This window comes from Novipirellula artificiosorum (genome assembly GCF_007860135.1).
GTDB classification, from domain to species: Bacteria; Planctomycetota; Planctomycetia; order Pirellulales; family Pirellulaceae; genus Novipirellula_A; species Novipirellula_A artificiosorum.
The window spans coordinates 1-19,722 of the sequence record NZ_SJPV01000007.1; the positions used below are offsets into that span (position 1 = coordinate 1).

The 19,722-nt window shown below is 50.4% G+C and carries 24 protein-coding genes; 8 read left to right on the forward strand and 16 right to left on the reverse strand.

Going from position 1 to position 19,722, the window contains the following annotated elements; all coding sequences use genetic code 11:
- Nucleotides 1-112 precede the first annotated feature (112 nt).
- Complete coding sequence (locus tag Poly41_RS18770; protein WP_231615773.1) at nt 113-463, forward strand: hypothetical protein; 351 nt, start codon at nt 113-115, stop codon at nt 461-463.
- Nucleotides 464-538: 75 nt separating this feature from the next.
- The gene (locus Poly41_RS18775) at nt 539-1,240 is read left to right on the forward strand and encodes a nuclear transport factor 2 family protein (RefSeq protein ID WP_146528282.1); all 702 of its coding nucleotides are present in this window, start codon (nt 539-541) and stop codon (nt 1,238-1,240) included.
- Nucleotides 1,241-1,783: 543 nt separating this feature from the next.
- Here Poly41_RS18775 and Poly41_RS18780 read toward each other — a convergent pair.
- From Poly41_RS18780 to Poly41_RS18845, 14 genes are all read right to left on the reverse strand, one after another.
- Nucleotides 1,784-2,359 carry a DUF1579 family protein gene (locus tag Poly41_RS18780; RefSeq protein ID WP_146528283.1) on the reverse strand — a complete coding sequence of 192 codons (576 nt, stop codon included), beginning with the start codon at nt 2,357-2,359 and terminating at the stop codon, nt 1,784-1,786.
- Between the two features lie 175 nt (nt 2,360-2,534).
- The gene (gene istB, locus Poly41_RS18785) at nt 2,535-3,311 is read right to left on the reverse strand and encodes an IS21-like element helper ATPase IstB (RefSeq protein WP_146528284.1); all 777 of its coding nucleotides are present in this window, start codon (nt 3,309-3,311) and stop codon (nt 2,535-2,537) included.
- 5 nt (nt 3,312-3,316) lie between these two features.
- A complete protein-coding gene (istA, locus tag Poly41_RS18790; RefSeq protein ID WP_197231437.1) occupies nt 3,317-4,873 on the reverse strand; it encodes an IS21 family transposase in 1,557 nt (518 codons plus the stop codon).
- Between the two features lie 163 nt (nt 4,874-5,036).
- Nucleotides 5,037-5,660, reverse strand: a complete 624-nt coding sequence (locus Poly41_RS18795) for a hypothetical protein (protein ID WP_146528286.1) — start codon at nt 5,658-5,660, stop codon at nt 5,037-5,039.
- Nucleotides 5,661-5,684: 24 nt separating this feature from the next.
- The gene (locus Poly41_RS18800) at nt 5,685-6,548 is read right to left on the reverse strand and encodes an alpha/beta fold hydrolase (protein ID WP_146528287.1); all 864 of its coding nucleotides are present in this window, start codon (nt 6,546-6,548) and stop codon (nt 5,685-5,687) included.
- Nucleotides 6,549-6,601: 53 nt separating this feature from the next.
- Entirely contained in the window at nt 6,602-7,219 is a 618-nt protein-coding gene (locus Poly41_RS18805) for a serine hydrolase (protein ID WP_197231438.1), read from the reverse strand.
- 86 nt (nt 7,220-7,305) lie between these two features.
- The gene (locus Poly41_RS18810) at nt 7,306-7,803 is read right to left on the reverse strand and encodes a hypothetical protein (protein WP_146528288.1); all 498 of its coding nucleotides are present in this window, start codon (nt 7,801-7,803) and stop codon (nt 7,306-7,308) included.
- A gap of 127 nt (nt 7,804-7,930) precedes the next feature.
- Nucleotides 7,931-8,506: a DUF1579 family protein gene (locus Poly41_RS18815; RefSeq protein WP_146528289.1), complete on the reverse strand. Its 576-nt coding sequence runs from the start codon at nt 8,504-8,506 to the stop codon at nt 7,931-7,933.
- 86 nt (nt 8,507-8,592) lie between these two features.
- Nucleotides 8,593-9,135 carry a hypothetical protein gene (locus Poly41_RS18820; protein WP_146528290.1) on the reverse strand — a complete coding sequence of 181 codons (543 nt, stop codon included), beginning with the start codon at nt 9,133-9,135 and terminating at the stop codon, nt 8,593-8,595.
- Between the two features lie 58 nt (nt 9,136-9,193).
- Nucleotides 9,194-10,447 (reverse strand): serine hydrolase domain-containing protein, encoded by a 1,254-nt coding sequence (locus Poly41_RS18825; RefSeq protein ID WP_197231439.1) that lies wholly within the window; start codon nt 10,445-10,447, stop codon nt 9,194-9,196.
- A gap of 71 nt (nt 10,448-10,518) precedes the next feature.
- On the reverse strand, nt 10,519-12,060 hold the full coding sequence (locus Poly41_RS18830; RefSeq protein WP_146528292.1) for an amidase: 1,542 nt from the start codon (nt 12,058-12,060) through the stop codon (nt 10,519-10,521).
- A gap of 87 nt (nt 12,061-12,147) precedes the next feature.
- Entirely contained in the window at nt 12,148-13,437 is a 1,290-nt protein-coding gene (locus Poly41_RS18835; protein WP_146528293.1) for a serine hydrolase domain-containing protein, read from the reverse strand.
- 51 nt (nt 13,438-13,488) lie between these two features.
- Nucleotides 13,489-14,796 (reverse strand): serine hydrolase domain-containing protein, encoded by a 1,308-nt coding sequence (locus tag Poly41_RS18840; RefSeq protein ID WP_146528294.1) that lies wholly within the window; start codon nt 14,794-14,796, stop codon nt 13,489-13,491.
- A gap of 65 nt (nt 14,797-14,861) precedes the next feature.
- Nucleotides 14,862-15,434, reverse strand: a complete 573-nt coding sequence (locus Poly41_RS18845; RefSeq protein ID WP_146528295.1) for a hypothetical protein — start codon at nt 15,432-15,434, stop codon at nt 14,862-14,864.
- Between Poly41_RS18845 and Poly41_RS18850 the strand changes: the two genes are divergently transcribed.
- Nucleotides 15,433-15,684: a hypothetical protein gene (locus Poly41_RS18850; protein ID WP_146528296.1), complete on the forward strand. Its 252-nt coding sequence runs from the start codon at nt 15,433-15,435 to the stop codon at nt 15,682-15,684. The two genes, Poly41_RS18845 and Poly41_RS18850, sit on opposite strands and share 2 nt — an antisense overlap.
- A 338-nt stretch (nt 15,685-16,022) precedes the next feature.
- On the opposite strand, the gene Poly41_RS18855 is transcribed toward Poly41_RS18850, so the two are convergent.
- Nucleotides 16,023-16,502, reverse strand: a complete 480-nt coding sequence (locus Poly41_RS18855) for a HEAT repeat domain-containing protein (protein WP_146528297.1) — start codon at nt 16,500-16,502, stop codon at nt 16,023-16,025.
- A gap of 337 nt (nt 16,503-16,839) precedes the next feature.
- Between Poly41_RS18855 and Poly41_RS18860 the strand changes: the two genes are divergently transcribed.
- From Poly41_RS18860 to Poly41_RS18875, 4 genes are all read left to right on the forward strand, one after another.
- A complete protein-coding gene (locus tag Poly41_RS18860; RefSeq protein ID WP_146528298.1) occupies nt 16,840-17,184 on the forward strand; it encodes a hypothetical protein in 345 nt (114 codons plus the stop codon).
- Between the two features lie 298 nt (nt 17,185-17,482).
- The gene (locus tag Poly41_RS18865) at nt 17,483-17,680 is read left to right on the forward strand and encodes a hypothetical protein (protein ID WP_197231440.1); all 198 of its coding nucleotides are present in this window, start codon (nt 17,483-17,485) and stop codon (nt 17,678-17,680) included.
- A gap of 2 nt (nt 17,681-17,682) precedes the next feature.
- A complete protein-coding gene (locus tag Poly41_RS18870) occupies nt 17,683-18,072 on the forward strand; it encodes a hypothetical protein (RefSeq protein ID WP_146528300.1) in 390 nt (129 codons plus the stop codon).
- Between the two features lie 27 nt (nt 18,073-18,099).
- On the forward strand, nt 18,100-18,522 hold the full coding sequence (locus Poly41_RS18875; RefSeq protein ID WP_146528301.1) for a hypothetical protein: 423 nt from the start codon (nt 18,100-18,102) through the stop codon (nt 18,520-18,522).
- Here Poly41_RS18875 and Poly41_RS18880 read toward each other — a convergent pair.
- The gene (locus Poly41_RS18880) at nt 18,506-18,961 is read right to left on the reverse strand and encodes a TfoX/Sxy family protein (RefSeq protein WP_146528302.1); all 456 of its coding nucleotides are present in this window, start codon (nt 18,959-18,961) and stop codon (nt 18,506-18,508) included. The genes Poly41_RS18875 and Poly41_RS18880 overlap by 17 nt on opposite strands.
- Before the next feature lie 117 nt (nt 18,962-19,078).
- On the opposite strand from Poly41_RS18880, the gene Poly41_RS18885 reads away from it, so the two are divergent.
- Nucleotides 19,079-19,591, forward strand: coding sequence for a DUF6933 domain-containing protein (locus Poly41_RS18885; RefSeq protein WP_146528303.1), 513 nt, complete (start codon nt 19,079-19,081; stop codon nt 19,589-19,591).
- The last annotated feature ends 131 nt before the right edge of the window (nt 19,592-19,722 follow it).

A 19,722-nucleotide genomic window follows, 5' to 3' on the forward strand; every position in this document is an offset into this window, starting at 1 on the left:
AATGCTTCTACGTCGTTTGGTCATGAATCTCTCCTTTGATTCCAGGACAACTAACGACCGGAGCTTACTCGATTTTTTCTCAAAAAGTCTACCTTAGTCGGTGGTACAGGAATTGGGGACTAGCTCATTGACCGGAGAATGGCCCAACGTGCGAGCAAAGGTTGGAAAACCGGATGATCCTGGGCTGCCATCCGATGCCGATTTTGTCTTTGTTTGCGACGTGCTGCTCCATGTTCGCCAAAAGCTAGATTGGCTAAGAACACTCCACTTGGAAATGCGAAGTGGAGCAAAGCTGGTCCTCATTGACTTTCAAGAGGGTGACTTACCAGAGGGACCACCGGAGGCGATCAAGGTTCCAAAGAAGGAAGTTTTACGGCTCTGCAAGGGAGCTGGCTTTATCTTAAAGCAAGACAAACCCGACCTGCTGCCATACCAAGAGTTCCTGATCTTCGAGAAGCCCTGAACCGGAAATGACTGAGCTGTTTCCGAAATCCTCTAGCAGATTGATGACTCCAAGAGGATTCAGATCGAATTCACGGTGAGGGTATCGGATGCAGCGATGATCGGCGTTGATCCTGAAAGCAAACAAGTTACTTGGTGGTTCTTCAACCAAGACGGCAGTCTAGGCAAGAACACCTGCAAGCTGAAAGAAGAGGGTGTCTGGTCCTTTGAACAACCTTCGGAGGACGCAATCGGAGACAACAGCTACCGAGGTCTTGTCACCCGAATGGACGAGAACACGATCAAGGAAGAGGTACTTGAATTAATTCTGAATGGCGAAGAGCAAGAAAACGGCACGTTCATTTGGAAGCGAGCGTCTTCCACGGGGCAAGATTTTGCAGGAGAACAAAAGGAGGTGTGGGATACGCTGGAAACACAGGTCGCACTCGACCTGAAGAAAGATCTTGATGCTGAGAATGAATATCTTCACCCGAAGGCTTCCTATTGGGGCGATCAATCACCAGCGCCAGTATCAGCGTCGGCAAAGACTTACTCGTACTACGAGAAATGGCTAGAAGGACAAGATGAAGTCGTAGCCCACCAGATGATCCCAGTTACCGTTGTTGTCGTCGATGACGTTGCAATCATCAACTTCTATCTTCACATACTAACGAAGGATGACGAGGGCGAGCAGGAAGAGATGATCATTCGGGGACACAACACCTGGAAGAAGGAAAATGGTCGTTGGTTATTGCTTTCAACTTACAACACGGTAGTCAAGTCGGACGACGATGACTGACTAACTGACGGTTGCACGCCCTGATAAATTGACGTTGATACTGACCTGGCGAAGCCGCTGTTCACTGGGGATTGAAAATCCAGCACGATGATCATGTGAGCATGTCGAGTGCGTTAGAGAGCGTTTGTGGCGACGGGGTTCAAGCTAGGTGCGATTGCCTTTGGCACTGGAGGCATCAACTGGTTGATCTCGTTTCTCGTTGCGACCGAGATAGTTAAAATACTTGCTCCACGCCCACGGGAGAAATAGCCCAAGGAAGACCAGGAAGGCTATGAGGCAGATACCGATAGCTCCCATGACGATGAACTCGATCCAGGGAGGGATTGGCATTACCATTTGGAACTCCAACGCATTGACGGGTTTGGCATTATTAACCCAGAGCCCATCGAGGTGTCCTGCTTTCGGTTGAAGGCAGACTTTTCTGACTTGGACGCTGCTGGCAATTGAAATCGAGCGGCGTTGTTAAGAGCAGGTGCATCCGGTCAGCCATCAGCGACTTTTCCGACAAGACGACTGCGAGTCTAGCTTGGATGCAAGTGCGATCTACTTGGCTTCTTTCTTTGCCTGCCGCTTAACTCGCTTGAACGTGTAAACTCCACTGGGGCCGTCACTAGGACCACCGGTACGTTCAGTTGCTTGCCAAGTATACGTATCCTTGTCAATCTTCGTGAGTACGACCTTGCTGGATGTTTCCTCACCGTCGCCATCAACGCCCTTCAATGAAAAAGTCAGTGACTTTGTGGCCTTGTCGTGCGTTATTGATCCACCACTAATCGTACCACCGGAACTCATAGCGCCATGCACGATCTTTTCTTGCTTGGCGTCCCATCCGGTAAGATCCTTGCCCATGAGTTTGGCACCTCCCTGGAACTCAATGGACCAGTTTCCCTCGATTGCACTGCCGTTCAAAATCCGCTTCATAGATGTCCGAACGACAATTATTGTTCCTTCCTCAGCAATGCCTTCAAAGTCTTCTTGCATCGGACCTTCGTATTGCCAATTACCGATGAATGGCCCATAACACTTCAGATGTTCTGAGACGGTTGCAGGCTCTTCCTGTCCACGAGTAACGCCACAGGTGAGGGCAAGAACGACTAGCGGGAAAATGATCTTCTTCATGACATGCCTTTTTAACAAAGTGGTTGGAAAACAAGCAGAAATGTTTGAACTTGTTTTGTACTCGATCTGTCATTTGGCGCCTCAAACAGTACCAGCCGTTTGCGCTTCAAACGGTACCAGTTTGGGACGGGGACTTGCGGCGGCTGAAAGTGGTACTGTTTCAGGCGCCAACGGTTTACTTATCGGTCGTTTGACCCTTTGGCGCTCTGGTACTGTTTGAACCTTTTCCAGATTTGTCCAAGCGGTAGCTGCGGCCCGTGATTTGAACTACGTCGCTGCGGTGCAGGAAGCGATCCAAGATCGCTCCAGCACTCGGCACATCACCAATCAGCTTGGCCCAGTCCTCCAGCGGACGGTTGCTTGTCATCATCGTCGAACGCAACTCGTGACGACGCATGATCACCTCGAACAAGTACTCGCCCGAACGCTTCGGCAACTGCTTCATTCCCATGTCGTCAATGATCAACAAGTCGGGTTTCAAGTAACGATTCAGCACCCGCTCGTGACCCTCCATCGCTTCGTCGTGTAAGAAGTCTCGCACCACATCGAAGATGCTCCGGTAGTAGACCAGGAAGCCGCAACGGATCGCCGACATCCCGATACCTTGGCACAGATGGCTCTTACCCGTGCCGGGAGGCCCAAGCCACAGAACGTCGCGACGCTCACGAATGAACCTGCACGTCGCAAGCTCGAATATTTGGCTTTTCTTGATCGATGCGTTGAAGCTGAAGTCAAAATCTTCGAGTCGTTTCGTATCGCGAAAGTTCGCTTGCTTCACTCTGCGCTCAGCTTGTCGGTCTTCACGAATATTCAGTTCATCTTGAAGCATCAACTCAAAGAACTCACGATGCGTCAGTCCCGAGGTCGACGCTTCATGCAGACGCACTTCCAGCGAATGACTCATCCCTGACAGACGCAATTTCTTTAACAGTGGCAATAGACTTTCAGACATTTTCGTTACCTTCCTTGGAACGATTGGTGAATAAAATCAGCATACTCACTGACCGGTCGAATGATCGGGTGAGTATCCATGAACTCCATGGTTTGTTGGCTTGCCGCAGCGCGATCGCTCAGCAAGCGTTTAATGACGCGATAGTTCAGTGCGCCGCTTCGCCATGCGGTATCACATGCAGCGTCAATCGATTCGCTTGAATGCTTCTTACTCAAAGACAGCAGGCCCTGCAGCACCTTAGCCGCTTCGACGCCACGGTTCTCGATCACAGCTTCTGCCCACCGGGTCGCCGATGACCCCAGGAAATGCGTCTTTTTGAGAAGATATGCGACACCTCGTTCGACGCTATTTATCTTTGCGCTGGCGATATGAGCGTCGAGTGTGCTGAACCGTCCAGGCTGTTTGGTGGTATGCGTGGCGATTAGTTCCATGCGTTCGTTGAGGATCCGCACCAAGCGACTGTTGTGACGAACCCAGACACTGCGACCAAGGTACTCTGGTAGCACACTGTAGAATGCTTTATTGACCGCGATGTGCCCGTCGCGAGTGACCTTGCGACGAGCTTCGTGATAGAACGGAAATCGCTCAAGCGGCAACGACTTGAGCGCCGCTCGCTCGACGTTGTGAAAGACGGTCCCAACGTGATCCTGAGTTGTGCCGTGAATTCGCTCGTCCGCGATCGTTCGCTCCCAATGATCAAGGTGCGAGTTCTGATCGGCTAGTGATTCAAACTCGTGACCTCGCAGCGCGTTCTCTTGCACATAGTCGACCCCGCGTTCGACTTTACCTTTGTGGCGAGGTGTTCGTGGGCGAGTCGGGATGAAAGCGAATCCGTAGTGCTTACAGAAGTCAATGATTTTTGGATGCAGCTCAGGATCATACCAATCGGCTTGAATGACGGCACACTTGGCGTTATCAAAAACGACGCGCTCGGGAACACCACCGAGCGACCAGAATGCGTTCTCTAGAGCAGTGATGAAGTTTTCGGTGGTTTGACGATAGACCGCTTCGCTGTAACCTTTTCGCGAGTGACTCAAGACAGCGCGGAAGACATGCGTCTTGCGGTATCGACCATCAGCCAATCGAATCTTCGCACCGGTGCCAAAGTCAACTTGCAGTTCGACGCCCGGCAATGTTTCGAGCCGACGAAAGGGCAACTCGGTCTTGACGCCGAGCGTTTTGACGAAGCGGTAGACGGCCCAACTCTTGTGGGAAAATTCATGATCGTCGACGAGGTCTTGATGGATGCGTTTGACCGAGAGACCTTGATCAAGCTTGGCGAGAATCTGATCGCGAAACGGTTCACAAGAACTGGCCGATCCGGGCGGCGGCGTGGCCTCGGACGAGCCCTCCAAAGTGGTACTGTTTGAGGCGCCAATTTCGTCTGCAGCCTGTTCGCCGGGGTCCAAAGCAGTGGTACTGTTTGGCGCCAAAACGGTCAGATGCCTGCGAACAGCCCCACGGGAGACGCTGAGCGTCCGAGCAATCCGCCTCTGGGAATAGCCCAGTGAACGTAAGTGGTTGATAGAGTAAGACTTATCCATTGCCAGTCGATATGCCATGAGCGTAATTGAATGAGAGTTTTGAAACAAAACTCCCATTTCAATCCGATCAAAGCGAAAAGGGACGACTGGTACTGTTTGAGGCGCCAATTAGTGGTACTGTTTGGGCGCCAACTGACACGATCTGAAACTGGTTTGCGGGCAACAGTAACTTCGATTGCGATCACTCCTTGGCTTTCTTCTTACGTTCCTGCTTCAACTTGCGGAAAACGATTCGAGAAACATCGCCGTTGTCATACTCGGCTTCAAAGACGAACTCGGAATCGCTTTTCTTAATGAGGTCGCCCTTCCCTTTGAGCGTCTCGCCGTTTTTGATAAATGTTAAATCTCCCTGCCATAGCTTTGGCGACTTGATTGTCCAGAGTAGCGTGGCATTTCCTCCTGAAGCGTTGAACCCTCGATCCTCAATGGACTGCTTCGCTTCGTTCCACCCAATGAGCGTGACGCCGCTGTTTATGTCGTCACCTGTCTTGTACGAGAATTCAGCAAAGAGACAGACCTTTTCCTTTTCCTCAGTCCTTGCCCAACGGCACGTAAAGCCCCCGACTTGGTGTTTGTCTCCCACGTTTCCCTCGGATTCCCATTTGCCCACAAGGTAGTCAAGCTCCTTAACGATCTCGTCTGAAATGCCCTCAGCACTTGCCACTACGCAAGTGTTGGCGGTGACGATTGCCGCTAGGGCGATAAGAATGCTGAAACGTTTCATCGTGTTGCTCCGAGTAAATAGGTTGAAAGAATGGTTGTGATTTTCTGAATAGGGTGATGGATTGGCGGCAATTGCTTTCACTTGCAGAACGGATGGAAGTCTCATTCACCTCGGTGCATTATTCTTGTCCCAGTCGCCATGGAAAAACTGCTGGAGTTGCTTCATGAATTGCTCAGGCTCGTCGAAATTGGGGACGTGTCCTCCGTTGGGAATGATCCACAGGTAGGAATTCGGGATCGATTCATACATCTCGGCAGCGATCCGCACTGGAAAATACATGTCTCTGTCTCCATGGATAATTAGCGTGTTCGCCTTAATCGTTGAAAGGTAGGGTGGCGTGAAGTTCATGTCGTCGAAACTAAATTCGAAGCTATACCACAGGCGAATGAGTTCACGGACCTGATCGTCGCCCCGTGAATGTTGGCTCTTTAGCAGCTTGAGTTCTGGGTCTGCCGAAAAACCTTCGAATGTCAAATCTCGATAATTTCGAGGAGCCGCTGGAATGTACGAGGATGCTCCAAAGAGAACCATTGCCTGGACCCGATCAGGCTGACTGGTCGCCATGTGTAGCAGTGTCATTCCTCCGGTGCTAAATCCCATCGCACGGAACTTTTTGATTTTCAGGTGATCCAGCAGAGCAAACACGTCCACTGCTGACTGACGATGCGTAAACGTTCCGGCTGGATTCGTGGAACGACCATGGTTCCGCAGATCGGGAACGATGACTTGATAGTCCTTCGTCAGCTCAGAGAGAAAGGGCTTCCATAACTCTCCACTACTAAAGAAACCATGAAGGAGCACCAGTGGCTCACCCTTGCCATGAACTTCGTAGTACATTTCCATCCCATCGACTTGGGTGAACTTCTCCCCAACTGGTGAAGAGTTTTCAGCGTATGCCGATTCAAGTGCTAGGAAGGTTCCAAAGGACAACAGCATTGCTGCTAGACAAATGAGTCGGTTGTGTCGCATGGCATGTTTCCTTGCTCAAATATTTGAATTCTAGTTTCTCTGTTGAAGCTCTTTCAGTTGATTTCGACAATCGATTCGGCGGCGATTTTCTCGTACTCACGTATCCAAACGTCTGACTGTTCATAGCCTGCCAATTGCGTCATCGTTATTACGATCCAATCTCCACGAGGCGAAATACGAAACGATGTTGTCCAGAAACCGAACCATGCGTAGGCACCCTGCGACTGCTTGTCAGGTTTGTCATTACTGTAAACAGTAAACCCAAAGCCGAATTGATCCATCAAATCCATTGGGTCGAATCTGAGGGTATCTCCAGCCCACCAAGCTGATCGGCAGTCATCATTTCGACCGTGCTTTGCTGAAGCAAGCATCATCACGGCGACGCTCGTGATCGGCTTAGTCATCGAAACAATGCGGAAGATCGAGTTCGTTTTCATGGGAACTTTGGCTTCCCGATCAGACATGCCCACCGCTTCCAGATGAACAACCTTTCCATGGCGGGCCATCATGGTAACGCCACCGGCAATTTTGCCATCGTCTACAAGTTTTTGCATGAACTCAGAAAGTTCCGCAGTTTTCTCAGAGGAGACGCCGACAACTTCCGGCTTGGTAGCAAGACCTTCCTGTCCTCGCACATTTGACGAGGACAGCAAAAAGACTGGCGTTGCCAAGCTCGCAACGAGACTCCAATATCGGTTTCGGAGAATCCGCATATCGTTGTTCCTTATTCGAAAAAATCACTCTCCTTGCTAACCGACTACTTTTTTCGCTGAACTTGAATCAACATGTCTTCACCGTCAGGAGACACACCTTTGAATACAAAGGTCATTTCACCTTCGTTTCTCTTAACTACAACGTCACAACTGGAAGCTTTACCCTCAAGATCGTCTCCGGTCATTTTTGCCTTGAAAACGGAATCGGTGAAGGTCATTGTTCGATTGCCCCCATCAGTGCGGAAACCAAGATTGACAATCTGTCTATTTAGACGGTCGTATCCCACTAGGGCGGTGACCTTGTTTGTTCCACCCTCGATATTGTCATACTCTTCATGAATGATGAGGCACTGCTTGCCTGGAGCCCATTCGGCATTCCATTTTGCTGATGACGAGGCTCCTCCATATTCCAAGGTACCCTCCCACTCTCCAACAAGTGATTCCATTTCTTTCTGAGCTGTTTCAGGGCTAATCCCGATTGCGTGAGTAACTTGGGCAAAAACGATTAAGGCTAAGAACAGATGTAAGTGTAAAAAACGCATCTCTGAAAGACTCCTAAAATTTGTATTGACGAGTTGCTTCGGGTTTCGGACTAAGAACGAAAGGCAGCAATGCACGGCCCGAAAAACGCTGGGCCGTGTTTCAATTTGATTTGGATGCGGGAGCTATCTACTTGGCTTCCTTCTCTGTTCGTTGGACTCTCTTGAACGTGTAGATCGGGCTTGGTCCTTCGAAAACGCTGCCGCCTGTCTGTTCCAATGCTTGAAAAGTGAGCGTGTCCTTGTCAACTTTAGCTAGCACGCCTTTGGAGGATATTTTGTTGCCATCCCCGTCGATTCCATTCGAGGCGTATGTCCTTGATTTTGTCTCGGCATCATATACGGATGACCCAAGAACCATCCCCCCAAACGAATCCATGGTTCCGAAGGTGACTTTCTTCTCTGCGGCGTTCCAGCCTATCAATCCCTTGCCCGAAAATGTCTTGCCTCCCTTGACTCCAAACGACCACGTTTCCTCAACGACACTCTTATCCAGAATCCATTTCCACGAAAATTCAAAAACAACTTTCGTTCCTTTCTTGGCAATCCCCGGTACATCTTGCAGTGAAGGACCGTCATACTGCCAAGTGCCAATCATGGGTCCATAGCTCTTCAGATGCTCGAAACCTGGACCTGACTCATCTTGTCCGTAAGTAACGCCACAGGTAAGAAGAACAACAGTCAGTGCAGCAACGATTTGTCTCATGACAGACCTCTAAGGGAAGTTGGAAATGGAATTAAAAACTCAGAATTGGCATTGCATCAGATTCGACAATGGACTGCTGGCGAGCATTACTCCTTGGCTTTCTTTTTGCGTTCTTGCTTCACCTTGCGGAATACAATTTTGGACACATTGCCGTTCTTATCCTTATCTTTCATGACGCACTCCGAGTCGTTTGTTTTGATTAGCTCGGCTACCGAATTGAGCGTTTCACCTTTCTCAACTAAACTGATTTCGCCGATCCATTTCGTTGGCGACTCGACCTTCCAAAGCAATGTGGCGTTTCCACCTAGAGCATCGAAACCCCGATCTTCAATACACCCCTTCGCTGCGTTCCAGCCAATGAGCGTCACACCGCTCTTCGTTTCGTCCCCTGTCTTGTAGGAAAACTCACCGATGAGACAGATTTTTTCCTTTGATTCAGTCCTTGCCCAACGGCAGGTAAAGCCCCAAACTTGGCGTTTGTCTCCCACGTTTCCCTCGGATTCCCATTTGCCGACAAGGTAGTCTAGCTCCTTAACGATCTCGTCTGGGATGCCCTCAGCACTCGCCACTACGCAAGTATTGGCGGTAACGATTGCTGCTATGGCGAGAAGAATGCTGAATCGTTTCATCTTGTTTCTCCAGTGCGTGTAAAGTTGAAATAATCAGTGTTCGTTGGTGAATCAGCGATTAGTCGATAATGGATTCGGCGGCGATCTTTTCATAATCACGCATCCAAGCAACGACTCCCTTGCAAGGTGCAAGTTGCGTCATCGTGATCACGATCCAATCTCTCTTGGGGGAGACTCGAAATGAAGTCGTCCAAACACCAAACCAAGCATAGGCGCCCCTGAGTTGGATCGTCGGGAAATCCTCGCTATAGAACGTTAATCCAAAGCCAAAGTCTCCAATCAAACCGGGAATCATTTTTTGATTGGGAACAACAGAATCTTCAAGTTGATTGGTTGTCATCATCTCGACAGTGCTCAGTTTAAGCAATCGTTTGCCATTCAATTCACCCCCGTTCAACAGCATTTGGCAAAAACGCATGTAGTCCTCAGCAGTTGAGCAAAGACCGCCGCCTCCCGAAAAGCACTTGTTGCCTTCCAGGTGACAATCTGACGAAAACGGCGCTTCTGTATCCCCCACTTTCACCTTCTTTATCTGAGATTTGGAAAGATAATAAGCGGCAACCACTCGTGATTGCTTTTCTGGAGGGGCAATAAAGAACGTATCGGTCATGCCCAAAGGTTCGCAAATTTCTTTCTCAACGAAGACATCGAATGTTTTTCCAGAAGCAACTTCAATTACTCGTCCAAGAACATCTGAAGACATGCCATAAAGCCACTGCGAACCGGGATCAAATTTGATGGGGAGCTTGCCAGTACGCTCCATCATTTCTTTAAGCGTGAGATTGGAACTGCATAGTCCCATCTTGATATCGTGATCTAAGTACAACTTCCCGATGCCTTCTGTCGATGGATATCCAAGCCCTGAAGTTTGAGTGAGCAAATGACGTATCGTGATCTCTCGCTTTGCAGGTCTTGTCACCAATGGCCCTACTGATACCAACACTTCGGGATTCTTGAACTCGGGAATGTACTTCGAGATCGGATCATCCAATCCGATCTTTCCCTGTTCCCAAAGCATCATGGCAGCCACGCTCGTGATCGGCTTGGTCATGGAAGCAATGCGGAAGATGGCATCGGTCGTCATTCGTTTCTCAGCTTCCCGATCCGCCATCCCGACTGCCTTCAAGTGAACGACCTTGCCCCTTCGGGCCATCATCGTCACGCCACCAGCAATTTTTCCTTTGTCCACAAGCGACTGCATGTACTTCGAAAGTTCGCCAACTTTTTCCGAAGAGACGCCGACAACTTCCGGCTTGGTGAGCAGTCGTTCTTGGGAAATCGCTGGTGAGACGAGCAGCGAAATCGCAAGCAAACACAATGGACGTACTGAATGAATCATCTTTCACTTCTTATGTGATACCGTAAATCGTCAAATCCGCTAAATCAGACTCCAGTTGGTGCTTGCCAGCCGCCCAATTCCTCTTCAATCAGTTTTGCCACGGCAATCGCAACGTGATCATGCCATGGCTTGGCTGCGATTTGTACGCCAATTGGAAGCCCTTCAGGAGACGTTCCGGCACGAACAACGGCAGCAGGCCAGCCAGTCATGTTGTGTGTCACATAAAATCCGCCCATTGCCTCCGACAATAAAGGAATGAATCTCCTTTTCGGTAATTGGGCAACTTCATCAACCGTCATGAGCTTCGCAGCTGGCTTGGCCTCCACGGGGCTAAGAAGCACGTCATAGCTGCTGAAAAATTGCAGCATTTGCGCACGAAAAGCGTGTAGCTCTCGTTGATTTCGTTCCTTCTGGTCAGGGCCGTAGTTGCCGTTTTGGTATGCCATATCCAAAGATTCGAAAATAAACTCTGTGAGCGGGCTTCGTTTCTCTGAGATATCGGCCTCGCCCATAGTGGCATACTCAAGCTGCCAATATCGCATTGCAGTTGCCCATTGCGGAATCACTGCTCGAATCCAAAGGCTAGCAGCTTGGGATATGGCTGGTGGGCGGTCCTCTTTCACGAGAGCAACACCGGAAGCTTCAAGTGCTCGAACCGCACGTTTGACCGATTCAAGTGTTTCCGCTGTTGGCGTGGATGTTCCATCATCCGTGAAGAAAGCTACTCGCAACCGTTCGACAGCTACGCTGCTTGGGCTATGGAGCGGGACCGGAACGGTTTGGGAGTCCACGTTGTCAGGACCGGCGATTACCTGGAGTACCGTATATAGATCTTCTGCATGTCGGGCTAGAGGACCGACCGAATTCCATCCTCCAACCTCCAAAGGAAAAGTCGAGAGGATTCCCGATTCAGGTACAAGGCGATTGGTGGGCTTGAGCCCGGCGATACCGCAGCAATGGGCGGGGGAGCGAATGCTTCCACCGATGTCCGTGCCAATGCCAAATGGTGAGCCGCCTGCTGCGATAATCGCAGCTTCACCGCCACTGCTACCACCAGGGCCATGTTCATGACTGTACGGATTAAGAGTTGGGCCATACACAAGATTGTCTGTATCGCCGAAGCACATTTCTGGCACATTTGTCTTCCCTAGCAAAATGCCACCAGCCTTCTTCAGTCGCTTGACAACCGTGGCGTCAATCTTCGGAATGTACTCCCGCAACTCGGGGCAACCGTTGGTTGTGATTATGCCTTTGGTCGAGATGCAGTCCTTGATGGTGAAAGGCACACCATGAAGCGGGCCTCTGGAAACTCCCTTCCTCAACTCCTTATCAGCTTGACGTGCTCCTGACCTGACTTGCTCTGCATTCATCTGCACAATGGCATTCAGATTCGGATTCACTTCCTCGATTCGTTTGAGATGAGCCTCGGCAACCTCTTCCGCAGAGACTTGTCCATCAGCGATCATCGCTGCAAGCTTCGTCGCAGAGAGTTCTGTCAGTGATGGTGCTTTCGTCGCAGCACCCGCACTGTCAGTCGTTAATGCACCGACACTGGCAAGAGCGGCAGTCGTTCCGGCACATTTCACGAAATCTCGTCGAGTTGCAGTTATTGTTGACCTTGGTGTCTGCACTACATTGCTCCCATCTCTCACTTGACACGAACTGAATGTGATTTAATCATTGATCGCCTCAGCGGCAATCGTTCGATACCGCTCGAACCATCCAGGCGTTGAGTCGCTCCAGGCAAGTTGTGTTAACGTAACGAGAGCCCAGTTGCCTCGGGGCGAAATGTGGAATGATGTAGACCAACCGCCAGCCCAGTGAATTGAGTCCCTCAATTGCTGATGAACGTCGTCAGTATTGGGCAACACTCCAAAACCAAACCCATAACCACCTGAACGGCTTCCCAGTTGATTGGCTGTCATTTTCTTAACGGTTTCACTGGAAAGCAGGCGAGTTCCTTCGAGTTCTCCTAAGTTCAGAATCATTTGACAGAATCGCATGTAGTCGTCAGCGGTGGAACAAAGCTCATTTAGGTACTTGTTCGATTCGCTGTATGCAGCATCCGCCGTTATCTTGTAGGTGCCTACACCCGCCTTCCAGTCCAAGATTTCTCCCGGCTCAAGCTTGCGAATAGAATTGCCGTCTGTCACATACGGAGGAGCTAGGCGTGACAGCTTGTCGTGAGGAACTCGAAAGAAAGTATCATGCATTTGAAGTGGTTGGAATATGTTCCTGTCGTAGAAACGCTCTAAGGTGCCATCGGACACGACCTCCACCAGTCGCCCCAGCACAGCGTAGCTCATGCCGTATTCAAACTTCGTGCCGGGATCAAAAAGCAACGGCAATCCGGCTAGCGTTTCTATCATCTCTTCGAGAGTCATGTCGGTTGGGCAATCCCCACACTGGATTCCATGCTGGTGATAAATCGGTCCAATGTCCTTGGAAAATTCGTAGCCCAGCCCTGACGTATGCGTCAGCAGATCACGTATCGTGATCTCTCGCTTTGCGGCTCTTGTCACCAACGGATTTACCGATACCAACACGTCGGGATTCTTGAACTCGGGAATGAACTTCGAGACAGGATCATCCAATCCGATCTTTCCCTGTTCCCAAAGCATCATCACGGCGACGCTCGTGATCGGCTTAGTCATCGAAGCAATGCGGAAGATCGAGTCCGTTTTCATGGGAACTTTGGCTTCCCGATCAGACATGCCCACCGCTTCCAGATGAACAACCTTTCCATCCCGAGCCAGCATGGTGACGCCACCAGCAATTTTGCCATCGTCCACAAGTCCCTGCATGAAGGTGGAAAGCTCTTTCACCTTCTCCGAGGAGACACCGACATCTTCGGGCTTGGAAGTGGGCAGTTCTTGGGCTGTGGCGTTCAATGTTCCAGCCACGAAACACCATATCCCCAAGGCAGACATCGTGATCAAGTGTCGAATCGTGTGAGTCTTCACAGCTTGTCCTTCCTCATCTTTTAGTTTCAGGGGGGGGGCACGGTGCAGCCATCATTTTTCAATGGCTTCGGCGGCAAGGCTGTCGTACTTTTCATCCCTTGGCCGTCCTGCCACCTGCGCCATTGTGATCACGATCCAGTCGCCTCGGGGAGAGATACGGAACGAGGTACACCAATAGCCGCCCCATGCGTAAGAGGACCGCAACTGGGGATGAACAGGCTCGTCGTCTCGAAGAATAGCGAATCCGAAGCCGAACTTCATATCGGATGCCCCGACGTGCAAATCATCGATCTGATTGCTGGTCATCATTGCCACGGTGTCTTTTTCGAGCAAACGATGATCATTCAACTCGCCACCATTTAGCAGCATTTGACAGAACTGCATGTAATCGTTTGCCGTTGAACTGAGCCCGGCCCCTCCCGATTCAGCAACATTTGATGGCGAGTACGGATAGTCGGATGTTAACGTCATCGTGCCCGCAAACCCCGCTTCGTCACGCACCATAATCTCTTTCAATCGTTCGCCCGGTCGAACTTCTCGAAGACACGTCTCAACTGGCACGTATCCGGCGACCAGCCGAGGCACTTTCTCATCTGGGATCGTGAAATGTGTATCTATCATGCTGAGCGGACGGAAGATCTCGTCCTCGAAGAATCGCCCCAGAGACTTCTTGCTGACGACCTCGACAATTCTTCCCAGAACATCAATGGACATGCCGTAGTTCCAGGCACTCCCCGGTTCGAAAATGAGAGGAATCTCGGTCAGCCTCTTGACGGTATCTGCGACCGGCTCTGATGACGTGGCAACCCCTGTCAAAATGTCAAGTTCGTCGTGCAGTGCAGCAACATTCGGTGTGAACGAGTATCCCAGTCCAGAAGTGTGTGTCAGTAAGTGCCGGATCTTGATCTCCACCTTGGCAGGTTCAGTCTTCCAGGGATCGACCGACAATAAGACTTTGGGATTCTTGAATTCGTCAATGTACTTCGAAACAGGGTCATCAAGCTTCAGTTTTCCCTGCTCCCAAAGCATCATCACGGCGACGCTCGTGATCGGCTTGGTCATCGAAGCAATACGAAAGATCGAGTCCGTTTGCATGGGAACTTTGGCTTCCCGATCAGCCATCCCGACCGCTTCCAGGTGAACAACCTTTCCTTGACGAGCCATCATGGTGACGCCACCAGCAATCTTGCCGTCGTCTACAAGTCCCTGCATGTACTCAGAAAGCTCTTTCACCTTGTCCGAGGAGACACCAACATCTTCGGGCTTGGCGGTTGGAAGTCCTTGCGCCGCAAAGGCAGGCGTCACCAAACAACAAGTTGCCAAAACAACAACGACCGAGTATCGAATAACACGAGTCATCACATTTCCCCCTGAACAACGGACACGGTTCGACAAAATGCCGAACCGTGCGTGAATCGCAAACGCTACTTCGCTTCTTTCTTTGCTCGTTCGACTCTCTTGAACGTGTAAACCGGGCTTGGGCCTTCGACAATTCCACCAGTGCGTTCCAGTGCCTTCCAAGTGAGCGTGTCCTTTCCGGTCTTGGTGACCACGCCGGTGAAGGATGTCTTCTCTCCCTCTCCATCGATGCCGTTGGCCTTCAACGTCATTGATTTGGCTTCCTCGTCATGGGTGACTGTCCCCATGATGATTCCACCGACCGAATTCATGCCACCGGAGATGATCTGTTTCTGAGCTGCATCCCAACCGACTAATCCTTTGCTAGACAAGTTGACGCCCCCTTGAAGCTCATTTGACCAAGAATACTCCACGGCACTCTTGTTCAAGATTCGTCTCCAAGAGAACTCGAAAACTAACGGAGTACCCTTCTTTGCGATGTCTGGCAACTCTTCCAGTAGCGGTCCTTCGTATCGCCAAGTGCCGATAAACGGTCCATAGCATTTCAAGTGTTCAAAGCCGGGACCAGGCTCATCTTGCCCGTAAGTAACGCCACAGGTCAGAAAAACGACAGTCAATGCAGCAACGATTAGTCTCATGACAGACCTCTATGAAGAAGTGGAACTGAATTACTATTCCAGATTATGCCACGGTCGTTGGCGGCTTGCTGACGAGCACAACCTGCTTGCCTTCATTCCCGCTTCATTTTTCGCAAATCGATTCGGCGACTGGGAAGATAGTTGCAATTTTGCAATTTTCACACTTGACGTTGTGGTGAAAAAAACCACCAGGATTAAAGTCGCCGGGCTAAGATTCTGTTGCAACTTTGAAGACGATTGCACTTTTTGAATCGAAAACATCCGCCGCCGAAAAATAACAAACCCCATCAAAACAGGAGCCACATGAAAAAAGAAGCAATCACGATCCTGAGCCAATTCGTCACCTACTCGTCGCTGGATCGAACCGAGTACGCCGTCGAAGTTCTTCAAGAGCGTGGACTCAATCAGCCCACTTGCCTGCTTTCTGCCCTTTCCATCGATGATGCAGACATTCGTGTTCTAGCTTTAGATGCCTTGGCTGAGCTTGAGCCAGACGAAGCAACGCTTCCAGCGGTAAATGTCACCAACAAACGCACTCATTCCCGCACTGCAAGATGGTGGATTAATGGGGACAGATGGCATCATTCTCTAGACCCATCCCACGAGAATCCCGTCGATCTCTTGTTCCAACTCCGATGCGGCAATGTTTTGGACCACATCATCGGATCGTCGCCACCGGTCAGCAATTTGGCGAGCGTGTTTGTCGTCACCGGTAATCCGCAGAATGGCGAGTGCCGCATTTTCGGCAACCGTTTCATAGTCGAGCAGGTCCATCAGTTGATCAAGAAACTCAACGGTCTTGTCGCCTAGAAACTCAATTGAGTTCGTGATGAGCCGGATGATCATGGGGTTGTGACTTGCTAGCTGTTCTTTCAGGAACGGGAACAAGTCATCTGCTTCGTCGGGTTTGAGCTTAACGATGCCTATCGCAGCTTCGACAGCAAGTTGCGGATTATTTTGGCTGAGGATTCGGTGAAGAGCCTTGATTGATTCGGGATCTTTGGCTCCCATCGCCGTCAGAAGTGCAATGGCTGATCGGCGGACTAGCCGATCATGGTGCTGTAGCAAGCTCCTGATTGGTTCATGGTGGCTGATGAGCAAATGCCCGCAGTCTGATTCCGCCTCAAATCGGAACACTTCAAGAACAAGGCGAACAATGCCTGGACTAGTGGATCAGCTATGGTTGATTCGACACCTTCAACAACGAATCCCAGAATCCCTACAGGAGGGCTGGGAGATTTTCTGTACCAAAGTTGCTGTTCCGTTGAGTAGGCACGACACCGGATTTGTTGCCCCCGGTCAAGTTGTTGTGACTAGGAAACGCTGGGCGTGGTATTTCCTCCCGGCGACCTTGCTGTTTGCGATTGTGGGGATTGTTCTCACGCTTACGCTTGGGCTACATCGGATGTTGATCGCTCCATTGCCGATGCTGGTGCTGTGGGCATTGCTTCACTTCAGCACGCCACGCAAAGGACTCCCTGTGTCTCGCTTCGATGCACAACCGGAGAACCGTCGCTTCCTCCTGTTTTGGCTCTTCTGGGTATGTGTTGGTTTAGCGGGGAGCTTCATTCTGATTGCGGTAAATCCGAAGTTCCCACCGACGATAGTGTGGCTTGCCGCTGGCGGTACTATCTGGTTTGCCGTATTGATGTACAAAGCTGTTCAGCTTGATCGTCTCAGGCAACAAGACGACAAAAAACGCATCCCTGAGGCGTTGACGGAATGGGAAGAAGCTGACTCAGTGAGCTAGCTTGGATGGAAGCGGTATTATGCTGCATCCCCAATTACGCTCGTGCTTGACGTTAGATCGCTGTTCGCTAGACTGGTCAGGTATCAGTGGCTCCAAATCAAAGAAGCGAAACATGAACCATCCTTTGCCAACAACTCCAGTCGAATGGATTAACGAGATCCAACGAGCAATGGCTGATGCTGGTTAAGCGAAGCCGTTTGGATTGTTGACGAACCAGCGAATCACGGATGCCAACCTCTTTCATCTTGCACCTCTGGTGTGCCTCAAATTCCGTGGCATGGATTTTTGGGACGAAAACTTGCGAAGGAAAACCACAGAAGGGGCTCTGGCAAACTATGTCGCCAACAGCGATCCTGATGGGGGCGATCATGGACTGGCTGAGAGACCACAAATGGCGTTTGCGATGTGTTATGTTTCAGCCCACTACGTCCTTGACTTGATCGGCGAAGAACAGGCGCCAGGCATTCTGGACTTTTGCGACGACAATTTGGATTGACCATGGGAATACCGCACAAGATCTGGCAGGAACAATGCGAAGCCGCAGAGAACCTCGAAGGTGATTTTGGGACTCAGAAAGCCCTCGAATACTTGGTTGGCGAGAAGTTCTTGAACTTCCTTGAAGCATCGGAAACGTTCGCCGACTTTCAGGCAGAAATCCCCGCTTTTGTTAAGAAAATCAAAGAGATTTTTGAGGATTGGCAATTGGGAGCCTATCTGGAGACCGCCCTAGAATCAAAACCATTTGATCCGGCTTTGTTTGATGGGGACGATGAGTTCGATGCAGAGGAAGTCGATGAGATGCGAAAGGACGATATTCGTCGATGCACCCGTGACCTGTTGTTGGTTGAGCGTGCGAGGGAATGGTTGCTTGAAGACGATCAGGCTTGAGCGTCTGGCAGTCGTATGACCTGGTACTTGCTTCTCCTCCTGCTTTCGGTCATTGCGGCATCCAGTATCTTGTGGGATTGGTGGCTAAGCGGTCGGTTGTTTTGCAAACCATTGCCACGCCCCTATCGGGATCGCCATTCACAACTGGCGGCGTGGGAACGCACTTGTTCAGACGAAGTGATGGACAAGACCGACGCTTTGCTTCAAACATTGTGCGAGGCTTTCAGCTTCAACCCCGATGACCGCTACCGCTTTTCCCCGAATGACCGCATCATGGATGTATACCGAGCATGTTACCCTCGGTGGCGATTCTGGAAAATCTCCGATTGCATGGAGATCGAATCACTGATGATGGATATTCAGCGGCGTTTTCAACTGAGCGACACCGAGGTGCTGGAAATGACTCTGGCAGAGGTCGCCGAATTGATGTCCTCTACTCAATATCTTTGAGCAATTGCTGCTTCTCTTCGTTCGTCAAATCTCTCCAGTCTCGATGCTCGATACCAGCGGCAATCGCCCAAAGCAGATTCAGACTGGCTTTCGGATACTTTCTCTTCACCTGACAATAAGCGAAGACTGGACCATAATCTTCAAGGTCGGCTCTTGTCTTGATGCCAACTTCACGAAGCCATGTCGCACTTACGACGCCAAGATTGCGGATATTCTCAATCGGTTCACTTAGTTTATCTTGGTCCGATGAGAAGCCCACATCGGCGAACTTATCTTCAAGTTCCCTGAGATGTTCACCTGTGGCAGTGTGGATGATGATCGCTTGGTTCTTACCGCCGCTCTGGATTTTTCGAACGCCATGTCCGAACCCCTTGAGTCGTCGCCTCGTCTGCGATGCACTCAGATTGACAATAAGCTGTGCGCCTTTAGGATCAGCCATCGTTAGTGTTCATCGGGTGAAACGTTTTTTCGAGTCAATAGTGGTAGAATCCGTCTGCAATCAGGAATAGCACACTTCATCCAATGGTTGCTGAGTTCAATTAAGCGAGACCCCACGATGATCCTTCGACTTTCCCAGAAGCTAAACAGCAAAATTAAAGCTGGCAAGCTAGGCGTAATGCCGCTTGATGAGAATCCCTACGCCGACTGGTCGTGCCATCTCTTCACCGCTGACCGCACTCAGTACATCCTCCTGACGAATACTGCCTCGTTTTATTCCTGCGTGTTGTACGGCAAAGGAATCACTGACGATAGCCGCTTCATCGAGCGAGCACTAAGCACCATTCGTGAGTTCATGGAAGATGATGGTCAGTCGTTCGTTTTCCGAAAATTCATCGCTCCATCGAGTGCAGCGATAACGTTTGCCAAAGCGTTGAATCGTTCTGTTACGGGATCGATCAATGAGTTGGTCTTGGCAGCCACTCACGCTCTGGTGTTGGGTGAAATGTCGCCACATGACGTTGGCTTTGATTTGAACGACTTTTTGTTATCCGCACTCGCCACTGGAGAAGATCGGCATTACGGCAAGCCAAATGAGGCATTCAAACGATTGGGATCTAGGGAAGATTGAAACCTAGGGACCGTCCGCAAATAAACTATCGAGGTTTGCATCGCTTGCGTGGTGCGATTTCATAATTCCAATCGCCATGGAATGCGTTACGCTTGAGTTTGATTTCTGACATTTCGAAATCTGTAATCTTG

Bases quoted from the DNA above. Each gene is read 5' to 3' on its own strand.
- Poly41_RS18885 (WP_146528303.1), top strand. From the start codon at position 19,079: ATGATCCTTCGACTTTCCCAGAAGCTAAACAGCAAAATTAAAGCTGGC.
- istB (WP_146528284.1), bottom strand. From the start codon at position 3,311: ATGTCTGAAAGTCTATTGCCACTGTTAAAGAAATTGCGTCTGTCAGGG.
- Poly41_RS18810 (WP_146528288.1), bottom strand. From the start codon at position 7,803: ATGCGTTTTTTACACTTACATCTGTTCTTAGCCTTAATCGTTTTTGCC.
- Poly41_RS18815 (WP_146528289.1), bottom strand. From the start codon at position 8,506: ATGAGACAAATCGTTGCTGCACTGACTGTTGTTCTTCTTACCTGTGGC.
- Poly41_RS18820 (WP_146528290.1), bottom strand. From the start codon at position 9,135: ATGAAACGATTCAGCATTCTTCTCGCCATAGCAGCAATCGTTACCGCC.
- Poly41_RS18870 (WP_146528300.1), top strand. From the start codon at position 17,683: ATGGGAATACCGCACAAGATCTGGCAGGAACAATGCGAAGCCGCAGAG.
- Poly41_RS18800 (WP_146528287.1), bottom strand. From the start codon at position 6,548: ATGCGACACAACCGACTCATTTGTCTAGCAGCAATGCTGTTGTCCTTT.
- Poly41_RS18850 (WP_146528296.1), top strand. From the start codon at position 15,433: ATGACAGACCTCTATGAAGAAGTGGAACTGAATTACTATTCCAGATTA.
- istA (WP_197231437.1), bottom strand. From the start codon at position 4,873: ATGGCATATCGACTGGCAATGGATAAGTCTTACTCTATCAACCACTTA.
- Poly41_RS18880 (WP_146528302.1), bottom strand. From the start codon at position 18,961: ATGGCTGATCCTAAAGGCGCACAGCTTATTGTCAATCTGAGTGCATCG.
- Poly41_RS18840 (WP_146528294.1), bottom strand. From the start codon at position 14,796: ATGACTCGTGTTATTCGATACTCGGTCGTTGTTGTTTTGGCAACTTGT.
- Poly41_RS18780 (WP_146528283.1), bottom strand. From the start codon at position 2,359: ATGAAGAAGATCATTTTCCCGCTAGTCGTTCTTGCCCTCACCTGTGGC.
- Poly41_RS18860 (WP_146528298.1), top strand. From the start codon at position 16,840: ATGTTGATCGCTCCATTGCCGATGCTGGTGCTGTGGGCATTGCTTCAC.
- Poly41_RS18845 (WP_146528295.1), bottom strand. From the start codon at position 15,434: ATGAGACTAATCGTTGCTGCATTGACTGTCGTTTTTCTGACCTGTGGC.